Annotated in this window: 17 protein-coding genes; 6 read left to right on the top strand and 11 right to left on the bottom strand. The window is 68.7% G+C overall.

Annotated elements, in window-relative coordinates; all coding sequences use genetic code 11:
• Nucleotides 1–355 precede the first annotated feature (355 nt).
• The 3 genes from ACWD4A_RS04400 (at nt 356) to ACWD4A_RS04390 (ending at nt 3,076) form a co-directional block, all read left to right on the top strand.
• Complete coding sequence (locus ACWD4A_RS04400; protein WP_451189404.1) at nt 356–574, top strand: hypothetical protein; 219 nt, start codon at nt 356–358, stop codon at nt 572–574.
• Nucleotides 571–1,752, top strand: a complete 1,182-nt coding sequence (locus ACWD4A_RS04395) for a cytochrome P450 family protein (protein ID WP_451189401.1) — start codon at nt 571–573, stop codon at nt 1,750–1,752. The genes ACWD4A_RS04400 and ACWD4A_RS04395 overlap by 4 nt, the downstream gene beginning before the upstream one ends.
• 925 nt (nt 1,753–2,677) lie before the next feature.
• Entirely contained in the window at nt 2,678–3,076 is a 399-nt protein-coding gene (locus tag ACWD4A_RS04390) for a hypothetical protein (RefSeq protein WP_451189399.1), read from the top strand.
• Nucleotides 3,077–3,087: 11 nt separating this feature from the next.
• Here ACWD4A_RS04390 and ACWD4A_RS04385 read toward each other — a convergent pair whose 3' ends face one another.
• Nucleotides 3,088–3,390, bottom strand: a complete 303-nt coding sequence (locus ACWD4A_RS04385) for a hypothetical protein (RefSeq protein WP_451189397.1) — start codon at nt 3,388–3,390, stop codon at nt 3,088–3,090.
• A gap of 113 nt (nt 3,391–3,503) precedes the next feature.
• The gene (locus tag ACWD4A_RS04380; protein WP_451189394.1) at nt 3,504–4,013 is read right to left on the bottom strand and encodes an O-acetyl-ADP-ribose deacetylase; all 510 of its coding nucleotides are present in this window, start codon (nt 4,011–4,013) and stop codon (nt 3,504–3,506) included.
• Nucleotides 4,014–4,255: 242 nt separating this feature from the next.
• On the opposite strand from ACWD4A_RS04380, the gene ACWD4A_RS04375 reads away from it, so the two are divergent.
• The 3 genes from ACWD4A_RS04375 to ACWD4A_RS04365 all read left to right on the top strand — a co-directional run bounded on the left by ACWD4A_RS04375 (nt 4,256) and on the right by ACWD4A_RS04365 (nt 9,221).
• On the top strand, nt 4,256–5,419 hold the full coding sequence (locus ACWD4A_RS04375) for a CaiB/BaiF CoA transferase family protein (protein ID WP_451189391.1): 1,164 nt from the start codon (nt 4,256–4,258) through the stop codon (nt 5,417–5,419).
• Nucleotides 5,420–5,778: 359 nt separating this feature from the next.
• Nucleotides 5,779–6,282, top strand: coding sequence for a hypothetical protein (locus tag ACWD4A_RS04370; RefSeq protein ID WP_451189388.1), 504 nt, complete (start codon nt 5,779–5,781; stop codon nt 6,280–6,282).
• A 269-nt stretch (nt 6,283–6,551) separates the two neighbouring features.
• Nucleotides 6,552–9,221 carry a WD40/YVTN/BNR-like repeat-containing protein gene (locus tag ACWD4A_RS04365; protein ID WP_451189385.1) on the top strand — a complete coding sequence of 890 codons (2,670 nt, stop codon included), beginning with the start codon at nt 6,552–6,554 and terminating at the stop codon, nt 9,219–9,221.
• A 79-nt stretch (nt 9,222–9,300) separates the two neighbouring features.
• On the opposite strand, the gene ACWD4A_RS04360 is transcribed toward ACWD4A_RS04365, so the two are convergent.
• From ACWD4A_RS04360 to ACWD4A_RS04320, 9 genes are all read right to left on the bottom strand, one after another.
• A complete protein-coding gene (locus tag ACWD4A_RS04360) occupies nt 9,301–10,068 on the bottom strand; it encodes a YncE family protein (protein ID WP_451189382.1) in 768 nt (255 codons plus the stop codon).
• Nucleotides 10,069–10,380: 312 nt separating this feature from the next.
• A complete protein-coding gene (locus ACWD4A_RS04355; RefSeq protein ID WP_451189379.1) occupies nt 10,381–11,085 on the bottom strand; it encodes a hypothetical protein in 705 nt (234 codons plus the stop codon).
• A 123-nt stretch (nt 11,086–11,208) separates the two neighbouring features.
• Nucleotides 11,209–11,385, bottom strand: coding sequence for an HAD family hydrolase (locus tag ACWD4A_RS04350; RefSeq protein WP_451189376.1), 177 nt, complete (start codon nt 11,383–11,385; stop codon nt 11,209–11,211).
• 212 nt (nt 11,386–11,597) lie between these two features.
• Entirely contained in the window at nt 11,598–12,266 is a 669-nt protein-coding gene (locus ACWD4A_RS04345; RefSeq protein WP_451189373.1) for a hypothetical protein, read from the bottom strand.
• A gap of 171 nt (nt 12,267–12,437) precedes the next feature.
• Nucleotides 12,438–13,241 carry a hypothetical protein gene (locus ACWD4A_RS04340; protein ID WP_451189371.1) on the bottom strand — a complete coding sequence of 268 codons (804 nt, stop codon included), beginning with the start codon at nt 13,239–13,241 and terminating at the stop codon, nt 12,438–12,440.
• A gap of 392 nt (nt 13,242–13,633) precedes the next feature.
• Nucleotides 13,634–14,086 carry a VanZ family protein gene (locus ACWD4A_RS04335; protein ID WP_451189368.1) on the bottom strand — a complete coding sequence of 151 codons (453 nt, stop codon included), beginning with the start codon at nt 14,084–14,086 and terminating at the stop codon, nt 13,634–13,636.
• Between the two features lie 215 nt (nt 14,087–14,301).
• On the bottom strand, nt 14,302–15,096 hold the full coding sequence (locus tag ACWD4A_RS04330; RefSeq protein WP_451189365.1) for an amino acid ABC transporter permease: 795 nt from the start codon (nt 15,094–15,096) through the stop codon (nt 14,302–14,304).
• Entirely contained in the window at nt 15,093–15,743 is a 651-nt protein-coding gene (locus ACWD4A_RS04325) for an amino acid ABC transporter permease (RefSeq protein WP_451189361.1), read from the bottom strand. Before ACWD4A_RS04325 ends, ACWD4A_RS04330 begins: the two co-directional genes overlap by 4 nt.
• Before the next feature lie 96 nt (nt 15,744–15,839).
• The coding region (locus tag ACWD4A_RS04320) for a PhnD/SsuA/transferrin family substrate-binding protein (RefSeq protein WP_451189358.1) at nt 15,840–16,305 on the bottom strand (466 nt) is incomplete at its 5' end.

Below are 16,305 nucleotides of genomic sequence, written 5' to 3'. Positions count from 1 at the left end.
GACTGTCCTGCAATTGGCTCGAAGAGACTCGAAGAGGCTCGAAGAGAGCCGAACGCCTCCTTCGGAGCGGCGACTTCGCCCCCGAGGCTGCCCACCCGGGAGGCCACCTTTTCGTCATTTCCTCGGACTCACCGAAGCCGACGCGTCGTCCTCACCGGCTCCGTCCTTCTCCGGCCGTGCGGCGCTCGCCTGACGGAGGGACTCCGTCATGTCGTTCCGGTGGTCCGGCGGATCGCGGCCGGCGCCCTGGACAGCCCGGCTCTCCAGGTGCTGGGCGTCGACTCCGACGTCCGTGCGAGGGCCACTCGCAGATCCGCCGGCACCTCGAAGGACTCCAGAGCGGGCCGCCGCGCTGTTGCGGGAGCAGCGGGCTCCCGTCAGAGCCAAGCACCGCGGCCTGAAGCCCAACGGTGACATCGCCCGGCCCGCCTCCGGCACCGGTGAACGCGATGGCAACCTTAAAGCCGAGACCGAGTGGCTGCTGCTCGTCGCCCAGGCATACGCCAACAGCGACGTCGTCCGCGCGACCACCCATGAGACCCCACACGCAAAGGAAGCCGTCCCCACATCATGAGCGACCCGCTGTCCTGCCCCGAGTTCCTCCAGAACCCCTACCCCATCTACGACGAACTCCGGGCGACAGCCACCGTCACCCCGGTGACCACCGGCTCCGCGGGCAGGCCCAGTTACCTGGTGACCGGCTACGCCGAGGCCAAGGCGGCGTTCACGGACCCGCGACTGTCCAAGGACACCGCCCGGTTCTTCGCCGGCCGCCCTTCCAACCGCAACCTGCACCCCGCGGTCGCGCACACCATGCTCGCCACCGACCCACCCCAGCACACCCGGCTGCGCCGCCTGGTGACCAAGGCGTTCACCACCGGAGCCGTCGACCGTCTGCGCCCGTACATCGAGCACACTGTCGACCAGCTCCTCGACGACCTCCCGAAGACCAGCGAGGCCGACCTCGTCGCCGGCCTCGCCATACCGCTGCCGGTCACGGTGATCTGCCAGATGCTCGGAGTGCCCGAGGCCGACCGCGCGCAGGTCCGCACCTGGTCGAACGACCTCTTCGCCGCCGGACAGCCCCAACGGATCGACGCTGCCTCCCACGCCGTGGCCGACTACATGGCCGACCTCATCGCGGCCAAGCGCCGCGCCCCGGACGACAGCCTCCTGCACGACCTCATCGCCGTCCGCGACAAAGGAGAGCAGCTCAGCGAAGACGAACTCGTCTCCCTTGCCGTCCTCCTGCTCATCGCCGGTCACGAAACCACCACCAACTTCATCGGCAACGCCATCCTGGCGCTCCTCCAGCACCCCGAGCTCCTCGACCGCCTACGCGCCAACCCCGGCCAGATCGGCAGCACGCTGGGCGAACTGCTGCGTTACGACTCGCCCGTCGGCATCGCCACCTTCCGGTACAGCACCCAGGCACTCACCCTCGGCGAGACCGAGATCCCCGCCGGAGCCCCGGTACTCATCTCGCCCGGAGCCGCCAACCGAGACCCCGCCCAGTACCCGGGCCCCGACCACCCTGACGCAGACCGCGACGCCAGGGGCCACCTGGCGTTCGGCCACGGCATCCACCGTTGCCTGGGTGCGCCACTGGCCTTCGCCGAGGCGGAGGTCACCCTCCGCGCGCTCCTGGCCCGGTTCCCTGAACTTCGCCTCTCGGTGCTGTCCGGAGAGCTTCGATGGCGGCATACGCGACTCATGCGAGGGCTGGAGTCCTTGCCGGTGTTCACGCTGTAACCGAGACTCGGGAAGCATTCGCACCCTGTATCCGTGCTCGATGAGCCGAATCATCTCTATGCCTTCGGCGCGCTCCACCGGCCCCTGTTTGAGCTGTCGAAACAGATCGAGCCCGTTGCGCGCGAAGCCATGGAGACCGAGCTGCCGGAAGTAAGCGGGGTGCTCACTCCGCGGGTACGGGATCGGCTGGCGGGAGAACGTCCAAACGTCTCGGGGGGTGCTCCAGCCTCCTTCACTGTCGTCCTCCACCACGTGGCAGAACGTGCCGAAGGTGGGGAACGGCAGTTCCAGATCGCCCGCGGAATTCTCGATCGCGGCGACCGAGTGGTTCTTCGGGCCCACGGTCGTCACGCCCACCCGCTGCCAGGGCCCGTACACGCCGCCCGGCGCGTCCTGCTCACGGTGCCAGACGAAGGGCAGGCCCCTGGTCGTCCTGGCGTCGTAGATGAGCTGGGACCGGGCTATCCAGCCGTCCGTACGGGCCACGGAGACCAGGCTGCCGGAAACCGGACTGCTGGCCAGGACCTTGGCGCCGGTGTCCGTGGAGCACGCCGTCCCGGAGACCGCTCCGGACGGTGTCGCCGGTGCGGGCGTGCTCGCCGCTGCGGGGGCGGCCACGGCCCCGGCGCAGGCGAGCGCCGGCGCGACCGCGCCATGCGGCAGTGCCCCAACCCGTCCGCCCCGCAGCCTTCTTCGCCGCAAAGCCATCCGGTTCCCACCCCTCAGACCGGCCCCATACGGCAGGGGAGCGTCTTCGTAGCGCGAGGTGGCCGCCGCCAGCCTGTGATTTCGGCCAGATGTCCACCGGCCGGTCGCCGCGCGGATTCCGAGCGCGGATTCCGAATAAGCAACCCATGTCCGAAATAAGAGGACATCGTTAGATGTGGCGGAGCCGACAAGCCCAACTCCGCCGAAAGGGAGCCCCATGAGCGCTGTCACCCAGCCCTCGCCCGCGGTCCGCGAACTGCGCTACGCCGCGGACCTCACACTTGCCGACGTGGACGCCCTGGAAGCGTTCCTCACGTCGCAGACCGACGACGTGCGGCGTGCCCACGGCTTCGGCAATGGTGTCTACTGCACCGTCGTGTCCTTCCAGCACGCTCTCTTCCTCCTGTGCCGGGAACTCCGGGACGTATTCGAGTGCGACGACGGTTCACGCAGTGCGCTGCGCGCGAAGTTCCGCCTGTGGAACCAACTGTGCGGAATCGCCGGACCCTGGGCCGACACCATCGGTTACGACAGCGCCCGTTGGCGCCGTGCCGACGGTTACGACGCGGTGGGGGAGACCGGGAGTGTGAGATACCGGCGCAAGCGGCTGTGGTGACGCGCCCCCGGTCAGAGCCGGGGCGGGCCCAGTTCGGCGCGGCGGTCGTCGGGACGGCACCGGCGGACGTAGGCCGCCAGGTCGCGCACCTCGTCCACCGGCGGTGTGCGGCCGTGCTTCGCGGACTCGAAGAGCGGCACCGCGCCGTCCTCATGGGCGGCACGCCGCATGGACCTGCGGTTCTGCCGGAAACCGGCGACCCGCACCGGCGGGCGCGGATGCTGCACGGGCCGGGGCGGCAGCGCCACGTCCTCCGTGTGGAAGCGGCCGCCTCGGCGGGTGACCCGCTCGCCCGTCCAGCACCGCTCCAGCAAGCCAAGGATTCCCCTATGGGTCAAATCGGCATCATTCCTATGCAGTTGTCCCCATCTGAACAGCGGTAGCCAACAGCCATGGGTGAATGCCTCCACCGGCCTTCCGCTCGGTATCAGTGCGACTGCGCGGTGAAGGCCTCGTAGGCGGGCTCGTCGAAGAGGACGAAGCGGACCTCTTCCACGGCCGTGTCCGCGGTGCGGACCGCCTCGACGGCGATGCGTGCCGCATCCTCCAGGGGCCAGCGGTAGATGCCGGTGGAGATCGCCGGGAAGGCGACCGTCCTGGCTCCCAGTTCGTCCGCCACCCGCAGGGATTCGCGGTAGCAGGAGGCCAGAAGGTCGGCTCGGGGTGGGGCAACGGACCACACCGGGCCCACGGTGTGGATGACCCATCGGGCCTGCAGGTTGCCCGCGGTCGTGGCGACGGCCCGGCCGGTGGCGAGGCCCTTGCCGTAATGGGAGGCGCGCAGGTCACGGCACGCACTGAGGATCTCGGGTCCACCCGCGCGGTGGATGGCTCCGTCGACGCCCCCGCCGCCGAGGAGGGAGGAGTTCGCCGCGTTGACGATGGCATCCACGTGCTGCCGGGTGATGTCGCCCTGCACGAAGGTGATGGTGGTCATGAGGTCATCTTCACCGACTCGCGCTCGTTGGCGGAGTGAGTTTTCCGGGGGCGTGTCGGGGCGTCGGCCGGGAGGTGTCCCTTGCGCCGGACCGAGGGGCCATGGAGCCTGTGCGGGATGGGGTCATCGATGTGGGCAGGTCGGCGGTCGACGTCGATCCGACGTGGGGGTCTGCGGCATGAACCGCTGCTCGGCACCTGTGCGGTCCGACGCCGACGCCGACGTCCTGAAGGAGGTCTCTTGTGGCGCGTGCGTTCTCGGGGGTTCGGGTCCTTGACCTGACGCATGTCCTGGCCGGACCTTTTGCCGCCTACCAGCTGGCGGTTCTCGGTGCGGATGTGATCAAGATCGAGCCGCCTGACCGGCCCGACTTCGTACGGGGCCGGGGGCCGGACCCGGAGCTCAACAGGCAGCTCCGCGGGGTCAATTACCAGGTCCAGGGCGGGAACAAGCGGGCGATGACGCTCGACCTCAGGACCGCCGGGGGCCGTGAGGTCTTCAGGACTCTGGCCGGTACGGCGGATGTGGTCATCGAGAACTACCGTACCGGCGCACTGGCCCGGCTCGGTGTGAGGTACGAAGAGCTGTCGGCGGTGAATCCCGGGCTCGTCTACTGCTCGATGACAGGCTATGGGCAGAGCGGCCCCCGGGCCGAGGTGAACGCCTACGACAACGTGGTCCAGGCCGCTTCCGGCGTTATCTCGCGATGCGATGGCCACAAGCCCAACCTGGCCTTCATCGACTACGGGAGCGGGTACAACGCCGCGTTCGCGATAGCCGCCGCCCTGTACGCCCGGTCCCGCGACGGCCGGGGGCAGCGGATCGACTGCGCCATGTTCGACACGGCCCTGATGCTGATGGCCCCGGCGGTGTCCGCACAGCTCCATCCCGGGGAACGGGAGCAGCCTGTCCAGGAGAGCGGTCTGGGCGCGTACGAGACGTCCGACGGCGTGTTCGTCCTGGGAACACCGACGCCGGACCAGAACCGACGCCTGTGGTCGGCGCTCGCCGCGGAGGGACATCCACATCCTCATTTCGAGGCACTGAGCTCTTTGGACGAGCTCCGGCTGAACAGTGCGGCGATGAGGGAAGTGCTGCGCGACATCTTCCTCACGCGCAGTGCGGCCTGGTGGGAGGAGTGGATCCATCGCCACGGACTTCCCGGCGAAAGGGTCCGGACCCTCGCGGAGGCGGTGGACGAAGAGCAGCTCAAGCACAGGAAGTTCCTGCAGCAGGCACGGGACGGTGACCCGGCAGTGCCGGTCGCTGCCTTCGATTTCGTTCACGACGGGCCGAGCCGGGAACGGCCCGCCCCCGGGTTCGGTGAGCACACCGTCGAGATCCTGGAGGAAATAGGCCTCTCCACGGCGGACATCGACCGATTGCGGGCCGAGGGTGCCGTATAACGACTGCCCTGGGCGGGCTCGGCTCGGTCTGATCAGGTCATTTGGGGGCGCGACCCCGGCATGTGGTGGTGCAGGGCGACGTGTGTGCATGGCCGGAACGAGTAGGTCCGGTCGGCGGCACCGGCGCAGGCCGGCGTCGGCGCCGATGTCACGGGTCTCGTCGGGATCGCCACCTACGGAACGGTCGGCGTGGGCCCGCTGATACTCTCCCCAACCCCTTCGCAGGCATCAGATCCGGCCTCCGGCCCACCGCCCCGAGGCTGGCCGGTTCCCTCACGCCGCCGTTGCCGGGGGCCCGTTCACTCGGGATGATCACCTCTCGTGTCGAGTCGATCACGCAGACGAATGGAGACCCAGACGTGGCATCCCGCACCGTGTCCCGAGCCCTCGCCGCAACTGTCGCCGTGGCGGCCCTGAGCCTGCCGCTCGCGCAGGGCGCGTACGCCGCCGCCCCGCCTCGGCACGCAGCCCCGGTGAGCGTCCGGGACGACGACAACCCGTTCCGGTGGATGGAACTGGACGGGCTGAAGGCCGAGTTCCGGTTCATGTGTCCGGCGGGGCACTGCGTGGGCTACTGGTCCCTGGTCCTCACCGAGGACGTGGCCGCGAAGAAGTACACGGGCGGGAAATTCTTCGTCTACGCGCCCGCGACCGGCGACTTCGGGTTCTTCCTGGACACGGACATAGCCGCGCGCACCGTCGATCACCCGGAACAGGTCCGGCTGATCGACAGCGACTTCATCCGGTCGCACCCCCGGGTCGAGGTGCGCTATGGCAACCCGGAGCAGCCTCGCAAGGCCAAGGCCGTCGCCTCCGCCACGACGCTGATGCTCCAGGCCCGTCCGGGGCTGTCGCGTTCGTAGCCGGATGGCGGCAGCGGTGACTGTGCCGACGTCCGGTCGGCACAGCCCGCCCCTCACACCGTGGCCCTCACGCTGTGGCGCTCACACCGTGGCGCTCACACCACACGGGCCGCCGTGCCCGCGCCGGAACCGGACCGGAATGGCAAACTCCATCCCATCTTTCCCGGCTTCATCTTCTGTTCTGTCACGCGCACGCCAAGCTCTCCCCGCGTCGGGCCGTTTCCCGCGCCCGATTTCGATCCCGACCCCGATCGTAGGGAGGAGAGCGCATGATGCCCCAACGGCATCGGCGGCGGTTCATGACCTGCGCCGTCGTGGCCGCCGCGTTCGGACTGGCCGGCACGCAGTCGTTCGCGGCGTCCGGTGACACCAGACCCCGGCCCTGGAACGCGCGCCACCAGGCCGACATCGGCCGCCAGCACATCCAGACCCTCAAGTCCGGCAAGTCCGCCCTCGCGGCACCTGGAAGCGGCGACAGCGGTTCCGACGAGGCGGAGAACTCCGCCGAGGGCACCGCCCAGTACACCGAGGCCCGTACCGCCCCCGGCGTGGTCGCGCCCGGTGCGTACGGGGCGGCCTGGTCCCAGTTGCAGTCGATGCGGCACACGGACGGAGACTGGTACCACGTCACCAGGAAGGCCTACAACTCCGACGATCCGCGCTACCGCGATGTGAACTCCAACTCCAGTGGCGGCTCCGGGAACGTGACGGGCCGGATCACCGGGATCGCCGCCGACGACCAGGGCTATGTGTACGCGGGCGGTGCCAACGGCGGCGTGTTCCGCTCGCGCACCGGCGGCGGGCACTGGGAGCCCATCGCCGACAAGCTGCCCTCGCTGTCGACGGGCACCCTCGCGCTGGACGGCTCCCGTCGGCTCTGGTACGCCACCGGCGAGTCCAACACCGGTGCGACATCCTTTGTCGGCACGGGCGTCTACGTTCTGGCCGACCCGCGGCACGGGCAGTTCCAGCCCGGCGGGCGGGTGGGCGGCGCCGAACTGGAGAGCACCGTCATCCACGCGCTGCGCTTCGCCGGCACCACGGTGTGGGCGGCCACCAGCCGGGGTGTGTGGTCGCACTCCGTCACCACGCTCTCGGGGCCGTGGAAGCTCGAGTTCGCACCCAACCCCGACTATCTGCCGGGTGGTTCGAAGGCGTCCGATCCCAGCGCCCCGTACAAGAACATCGCCAACGACATCGCGGTGGACCCGAAGGACCCGAACCAGGTGCTGCTGGCCGTCGGCTGGCGCGGCGGGGACCGCTACAACGGCCTGTACGGCAAGCAGGGCGGCGGCTGGAAACCCGTGACCGGGATCGGTGACCTGCCGACCAGCAGCGACGACGTCGGCAACGTGACGTTCGGGGCCGCCGCCGACGGTTCGCGGCTGTATGCCGTGGCCCAGTCCCCGGCGCAGACGGCTTCCAATCCGGACAGTGGACTCAAGGGTGTATACGTCTCCAAGAGCGGGTCGCCGTTCGGGCCGTGGACGCAGATCGCCGACTACACCAAGCTGCGGACCTCGGGCTCGGCGCTCCAGAGCGCCGGCTACATGCCGGGCATCCAGTCCTGGTACAACCAGTTCCTCCAGGTCGACCCGGCCGATGCCGACCATGTCTACCTGGGGCTGGAGGAGGTCTTCGAGACCAAGAACGGCGGTGCGAGCTGGATCACCCCCGGCCCGTACTGGAACTTCCCCTTCCCCTGCTGGAGCATCGACCCCGCAAAGCAGACCGGCGACTGCTCGCCGACCACACACTCCGACCAACACGCCGTCGCCGTCGGCAGCTACAAAGGCAAGACCTGGGCGTATGTGGGGAACGACGGTGGCATCTACCGTCGCCCGCTGAACGGCGCGGTCGACTCCGGCGGGCACGCCAAGGACTGGCAGTCGCTGAACGACGGCACCATCGACACGCTCCAGTACTACTCGGTGGGTGTCGGCAAGGACCGTACCTACGGCGGGACCTCGGTCACCGGCGGACTGCAGGACAACGGCCAGTCGATCCTGCGCGGCCGCGACAAGGTCATGGGATCGAACTTCGGCGGGGACGGCGGCGACACCATCACCGACCCGGACAACGGCTGCAACATCGCCGCGGAATACGTCTACCTCGACATGTGGGTCACCCAGAACTGCGGTGTGAACAAGGGGTCCTGGGCCACGGACCCGTCCAAGGCCACCGAGTACGAGGTCGCGCCGCCGGACAAGGATCTGGGAGGCGCGGGCGCACGATTCATCGCACCCATCACCTCGGACGCCAAGGACACCAACACCTGGGTGGCCGGCGGCCGTCACGTCTGGGTGCAGAACAAGGGCTTCGCGATCCGCTCCGGCGGGGAGTGGAAGAACAGCTACGACCTCGGCGCAGGCCATGTGGCCACCGCCGTCGCCTCTTCGGGCGGCACCGTCTACGTCGGCTGGTGCGGCCCCTGCAACAACCAGGGCTTCAGCCGCGGCATCGCGGTCGGCAACGCCGACGGCACCGGCTGGCACCAGCTCGGCCTCCCCGTCGACGGCACGATCCCGAACCGGTACATCTCCGGCTTCGAGGTCGACCCGGCCGACGCCCAGCACGTGTACGTCGCCGTCAACGGCTTCTCCCGCGCCTGGACCGAAGGGCCGGGCGCCGGCGTCGGCCACCTCTTCGAGTCCCGTGACGGCGGGGCCCATTGGACGGACATCTCGGAGAACCTGCCCGACGTCCCCGCCAACACGGTCAGGCTCCTGCCGAACGGCGGCCTGGCCCTCGGCACCGACCTGGCCACCTTCTACCGCCCCGCGGGCGCGCACCAGTGGCAGGTACTCGGCGATGACCTGCCCACCACTGCCGTCCTGCAGCTGAAGCTGGGCCCCGACGGCAATCTGTACGCCGCCACTCACGGACGCGGCATCCGGTCCTTCGACGTACGACGTCTCAAGGGCTCCGCGAACGACTGACCCGTCGCGCGACGGCCGGTGCACGCCCCTGGACAAGAGGCGCCCGCACCGGCCGTTCGTATCCCGTTCACCCCGGCCGTCAGGAGCCCACAGGTTTGAGTTCGCCGGTGCCGAAGGGCAGCCAGGAGAAGAGGTGCCGGCTCGGAGCGGTGCCCGACCGGCTGATCGTCACCCTGGCACCCCTAGGGACGACCGCCGTCAGCCGGGAGCCCGGGAACCGGGGGTCCTCGGGGTCCGGCGGTGCGTGCCGTGCCTGGACGCTGGCGAGGCGGTCCGCACCGTCGGCCGAGACCGTGAGCGTGGGTGCGTCGTCGCCGGGCGCGTCCTCTGACGCCACGAGCTGCTCCGGGGGCTGCCCGACCGGGACGAGGAGAGGTTCACCGCCGCCCGAGGTGGCGGCGACGGCCACCATGTTCACGGGCGGGACGCCGAAGGCCAGGGTGGTGCCGTCGGGGGTGAGCGCCACGCACGTCGCGGTCGTGAAGCCGCCGAACCCCCTGGTGACCTTCTGCTGCGCCGTGTCCACGACCGCCACGGCGGGGTCGTCGTCGTGGCCGATGCAGACGTGGTCGCCCTCCGGCGAGGCCACGACGCCGTCGGGCCGGAAGCTGGTGTCGATGCGGTGCTTCTCCCCGGTGACGAGGTCGATCGCGTGCGCGACATCGTCCAGCGGGTTGGTGACATAGGCGGCGGAGCCGTCGGGCAGGGCCGCCACCCGGTACGGCCACGTACCCGCTCCCACCGTCCGGAGGGATCCGGCCGTGATGTCGAGGAGGGCGAGAGTTCCCTCGCCTCCGCCTGCCCCCTTGGCGGTCGCCAGGACGCGGAAGCCGTCGGGGGAGATCACGACACCGCCGGGCTCACGGCCGGTCTGGCTCTGCCCGATCGTCTGGGTATGGAACCGGGCGGCATCATGGTATGTGCGGGAAGACCCGTATGCATATGCCGACAACATCCGAACTGAGGCGATTGCATCCGACCAATGCTCAAATAGGCGCATAAGGGGCGTGGTTGGGGGCCCTTCACACCCCGCAACGGATGCTTCGGGGGTGTGCGGAGGAGGGGCCTCCGGGGCGGCGGGACGGCCGTCCGCGGACGTCGCGATATCGCCCCCGGCGGTGACCGGACCTCGCACCGGTCACCGCCCCGACCGGTTCGCTCAGGCGAAGGGGTTGCAGACCGGAATGCCGGCCCACGTGATGTAGACGTACAGCTCTCCCTTGCGCGTGGTGCAGAAGGAGACCACCTTGGAGCCCAGGTCCGTCACCGCCGCCACGAGCATGGTGGCGGGAAGCAGGCTGCCCAGGGAAGCGATGGTGACGACGCCCGTCACGACCTGGATCAGGTCTTTGGTGATGTCCGCCCCGTCCTGGACCTTGCCGGTGACGAAGGGGTCCAGGTGGATCAGCAGCCCGAACCAGGTGACCTTGACGGTGATGCCCTCCGCGAGCTGGGTCGACGCGCTGCGCAGGCTGATGCCGGCTGCCGCGGGACCGACGACCACGCCCTCGCTGTCCTTGCTGACGACGAGCTTCTTGTCCAGGAGCGTGTCCATGCGGGCGACGGCGGTCCCGACCGCGTCGATCGCCCGCCGGCTCACGCCCGCGGCCTCAGCACCCTTGGCATCCAGCCGGTAACCTCCGTCGCCGTAACTCACGAAGGGGGCCAGGGCCTTGCGTTCCGCGGCACTCAGCCAGCCGAGGCTCGCGGAGTCCTTCGTGGTCTGGACCGTCTGTGCGGTCTGCACGGTCTGAGGCGCGGAGGCCGGTGCGCTCGCGGCAGAGGCCGGCAGTGCTGTCGCGGACAGGATGGCTATGGCCGTGGTCAGGCCGAGGCCGGCTCTCAGGAGAGGGGTCGGACGCATGGAGGAACTCCCAGGGGATGAGCCGACGGCGACGGCCGTCGGCTGGGCGCGGTGGGGGATGGCGGAGGGCAGTGCCGACTGAGCCCAGGGGCGGTAGGACTTTGCCTTCCCTTGAGGTGGAAGCTATGGCTCCGCATTGATCCGCGGCAACCCGGGAAGGCTGTGGCCCATCACACAGTTCACCTGCGCTCCGGCCGGGCGCAGAGCCTCCGCGGGGCAGGTGCCGGTGAGGACACCGACGGGCAGGGCTCCCGCCGTGCGAGCGCCGTGCATGTCGTCGGCGTGGTCGCCGACATGCACGGCGGTGCTGTACCGCCGCAGCGCCTGGGCCCTGTCCGCGCCACAACGAGCCCTCGATGACGTCGGGCGTGATGCGGAGGTGGCCGCGGGTGGCCCGGCTCGCTCCCGAGGAGGCGGGGGCAGGCCGGGCCGTGGTGGCCGTACGGCTCAGGGGGGCGCCGTACGGCCGGTCGGTGGGGAGGGTCTGTCGGCCCGGCGGGGTGTGCCTCGGGTCAGCGGGCGATCCGGAACGTCTTCACCGAGCGGGTGGAGCAGGACGCCTTCTCCGAGGCCGTCATGGGGCGGGTCTTCACGACGACCGCGTTGTGCACGCCGTCGGTGCCGTTGGGGGCGGGGCTGGTGACCGTGTCCGGGACGTACCAGAAGTAGTGGCCCGCCTTGGGGCTGTCGTAGTGGGTCTGCCAGGTGCCGGAGACGGTCCGCATCACCTGGGAACGGGCGATCCAGCCCACCTCCCCCGGCTTGACGGTCATGGCCAGCGTGCTGGATTCGGTGTGCGAACTCGACCAGGTATGGCTGTAGTTCGCGGTCACGCTGAGATCGATGAGGTCGGCGAGCTTGCCGCCGGCGGTGATGGACACGCCGGCCGTGTCGCTGGAGCCCACCGTGTCGGACCAGGCCATCGACTGTGACGCGTCCGAGGTGCTGCAGTTGTGCAGTTCGTCGGAGACGCGCCGGGGTGTGCCGAGGTAGGCGGTGCCGAGCTCGGGATCGTTGAAGGTGCACTTGCCTGTGCCGGACGCGCAGTCGGCCAGGATTTCCTTGCGGGAGAGACTGTCGGCGGCCGAGGCGGGCAGCGATGCTGCCACCACTATGCCCATCGCCGTCGCGGCCAGGGCCAGGGCCTGGCGTCCGTACCGGGATCTTCCGTGTTCCGTCATGGGCGGATCCTCCTCATGAGCAGTACGAGAGAACGGTGAAGCCGGGATTCCGGAAGCGTCACCGTGTGTCGCGACGAGACTCGTCCGAATGTCCGGTCAAAACCACCAAGGATTGGTAAAGTTGTGGTTGATCATTCCACTTCTGCCGGGTGGCTGGCGACGGTTGTCGTGTCAGGGGGTCTCTTCGAGGGCTCGTCGGAGTTGCTCAAGTTTCGGTGGCAGGAGATGAGCCAGGCCGTACTGGTGACGTCCGCGGTTGTAACTGCGGATGAGACCGCTCTGTTGCAGCGGCAGCCCCGGGACTCTGAGCGTATGCCGACCGTCGTCATGGGCGGTTCCCGCATGGTTGTGGGCCAGGGATACCCAGAGCGCGGTCGCGCTCCCTTGCAGAGGCTCGGTCAGTTCGGCCCGTACGGGCAACCAATGGGCCAGGGCTTCCCTGCACAACGGTGACAAGGCGACCGTTTCGTCGACCGATTCGAAGTCGGTGCCGTGCTGAGGTCTGCGAACGATGCGGATACGGCTGTGGTCGTCGGCGAGGTCGGTGAGCCGCTGGGCCACCAGTTCGCCGGTGCGTGCCCGGGTGTCGAGCACCATGGTCAGGATGGCGACGAACCGGGCGTGTCCGGGAGACTGGATTCTCCGGAGATCGTCGTCAAGCCGATGCCGCAGCGCGACCAGGCTCCTCTTTCCGGGAGTCGGCCGCAGCTCGACGGGCGTCGGCCTTTCCCGGGGCAGCGGTGGAAACCCTGCTGCTTCCCGGATCAGGTCCAGACAGTCCAGGCGTGCGCTATTGGTCGCCGGAGCGGTCGGCGGCTTCTCCCCGTTCACCAGGCGGCTGCGCAGTGCGCCGGTCTCGGCGACACGGACGTAATCCCACAGCACCGCGTCGTCAAGCAGACGCCTCAGACTGCGGCGGGCTCCGGTGGGCAACACGCCGTCTTTCAGCGCGGCCGAAATTTCCTGGAACACCATCCCCAGTTGGCGCTGCCGTGAACTTCCTGACCGGATGGGCAGATTTCTGAGATCTGCCAGAGAGGGGCAGCTCTCGAATGGATCACTGTTATCGACGTGCAATCGGAGCCTCCTGGCTGTCGAATTCCTTGCGGGGATGATAGGCGACACGCTTGTTATCGAGGAGTGCCGGGTATCGCGATGGCCACGCGATGTCTTTTTAATAACAGGCCCCACGCGCGCGCTCGCCTCCGGAGAGTCGTCGCGCCGTCACTACGTGACGGTTCGTTGATGCGTTGCTCCGCAACGCGCGAGAAGGAGGAGCCTTTCCCGGCTCCTCCTTCTTGAGGGGACTTGCTGCGCCGTCACTACGTGACAGCCTTATGGCCAAGCGTGAGAGCATCCCATGCCGGTCAGTCAACGTGAGGATGTCCGTGGCGGGCATGCCGACCACCGTGGATCGACCGACCGAGGGCACTGATGACAACTGCCGCGCAGCCGAATCCGACGAGGCAACCGAGAGTGTTGGACAACAGGTCGTTGATGTCCGAGGTGCGCCCGGAACGCACGAGGTACTGCGTCGTCTCGATGGCCAAGGACCCGAGCAGCCCGAAAAGCCCTGCCGTGGACGGACGACAGCCGAGCGTGGCGAAGAGAATCCCGCCGGGGAGAAACAGGGCCATGTTCAACAGGAAATCCACGACGTCGGCGGGGTTGCCGACGTCGAGCAGGGAGAAATTGACCGCCTGGCCGCCACCCGACCGTGTGCCGAAGGTGAGGCTGACGACGACGCCGGCCCACAGCCATACCAGGCTCAGCAGCACTCGCCGCGAGGTGTGATGGTTCCGGGTGGCTGCGTAGGTCATGGCGCCGCCGACAGTGCCAAGGGACAGGGCAAGAGCGAAGAAAGGCATACAGAACCCTACAAGCCCGGCCGATATGTGCGGCGAGACGCCGAGATCGGTCGGAGCCGGCCTCATGCCCTGCTGTCCGTACCGAGGTAGCCGAAGTAGTACAGGCCGCCCGGCCTTTCGGCCGGGCGGCCTGTACTACTTCGGTCGACCCCCGCCGCAGCGAGGGCCTACGTGCGCCGCTGGACCCAGGTGGCGACCGAGGACAGGGCCATGCACAACAGGACGTAGATCGAGCCGAAGACGATCACCATCGGGATGAAGGCGTAGACGCCGTTCACGGGCGGGGTCTGCTGGGCGAAGGCCTTGCCGACGAACAGCAGCTCCTCGTAGAGGATGATGAAGCCGAGCGAGGTGTCCTTGAGGGTCACCACGAGCTGACTGATGATCGACGGCAGCATCGTACGGACGCCCTGCGGCACGAGCACGGTCGTCATCACCTGGGTCTTGCGCAGCCCGAGCGCGTAGGCCGCCTCACTCTGCCCCTTGGGGACGGCGTTGATACCGGACCGGAAGATCTCCGCCTGCACCGAGCCGTTGTAGAGCGTCAGTCCGATGACGAGCGCCCACATCGGGGCGGACGTGAAGACGGCCGCGTACAGCAGGAAGATCATGATGAGCAGCGGCATCGCCCGGAAGAACTCCACCACAGTGGTGGCGGCCCAGCGCACCGGCGCATGGTCGGACAGCCGGGCAGTGGCCAGTACGGCTCCCAGCGCGAGCGAGAGGACCGCGGCGATGGCGAACGTCTTGAGGGTGGTCAGCAGTCCGTCGACGATCCGCTGCTGGGTGTCGGCGTACTCGTAGACGCTCCAAAGGCCGCCCTGGAACTGCCCGGTGGCGTTCAGCCGGTGGACGGTGAAGGCGACGAGCCCGAGGAGCGCGGCAGTGGCGATGACGCCGTAGAGGCGATTGCGTGTCCGTGCCCTGGGCCCGGGGACGTCGTACAGGACGTTGCCGCTCATCGGGCCACCGCCAGCCGGTTCTCCAGCAGCCTGAAGAGGCCGCTGATGGTGAATGTGATGATGATGTAGCAGAGCGCGATCCACAGGAAGATCACGTAAATGTCGTAGCCCGCGGCGGCGTTGAGGGTCTTCTGCACCGAACCGAGCTCGACGACGTTGAAGCCCGAGGCGATCGCGGTGTTCTTGGCGAGGGCGATCAGCAGGCTGCCGACGGGCGGGATCGCGGTCCGGGAAGCCTGGGGGAGCACGATCTGCGTCAGTGTCTGACGGAACGTCATCCCGAGCGAACGCGCGGCCTCCGCCTGGCCCACCGGCACGGCGTTGATACCGGACCTGACGGCCTCACAGATGAATGCCGAGGTGTAGCAACCCAGGGCCAGCACGGCGAGCCAGAAGGAGTCCCACCCCTTGAGCCCTAGCGCCGGCAGCCCCAGGGTGACCGCGAGGAAGAGCAGCACCAGCGGGGTGTTGCGCAGAAGCGTCACCCACGCCGTGCCGAACACGCGCAGCGCGGGCACCGGAGAGACGCGGAATCCCGCGACGAGGGTGCCCAGCACCAGGGCGAGCAGTGCACTGAGCGCCGTCAGTTCGACGGTGCCGATGAAGCCTTCGCGGAACATCGCGAAGTTGTCCGACAGGACGTTCACATCAAGTCTCCGGGAAACGCGTGGTGGGCATCATCGGCCGCCGGGCACGGGGCACTCGGATCCCCAAGGTTCTGAAGGGGCGGAACCGTCCGGGCGTCAGTACCGGTCGACCGCGGGCGGAGTCGGAGCGGAGGCACCCGAGAGGCCCAGGGTGGCGTCGTAGGCCTTCTTCCAGTCACCGTTCTTCATGTGCGCCTCAAGGGCGTTGTTGACCGCTTCCCGCAGCGCCTTGTCGTCCTTCTTCAGACCCACGCCGTACGGCTCCTCGGAGAAGGTGTTGCCGACGACCTTCAACGCGCCCTTGTTCTCGGCGGCGTAGCCCTTGAGGATCGAGTCGTCCGTGGTGACGGCGTCCACCGTGCCGTTGACCAGGTCCTGCACGCACAGCTGGTAGCCCTGCTGCGCCTTGGCCTCGGCGACCCCGTACTTGGCCTCCTTGATCCGCTGGAGCGGCGTGGAGCCCGTGACCGAGCAGACCTTCTTGCCCTTGAGGTCGTCCGGGCCCTTGATCGAGCTGTCGGCCTTCACCAGCAGGTCCTGCCCGGCGATGTAGTACGGGCCC

The organism is Streptomyces sp. NPDC002537 (genome assembly GCF_053594975.1).
Note: the sequence above shows the minus strand (reverse complement) of the source record. Positions and strands in the feature narration are given on the sequence as shown.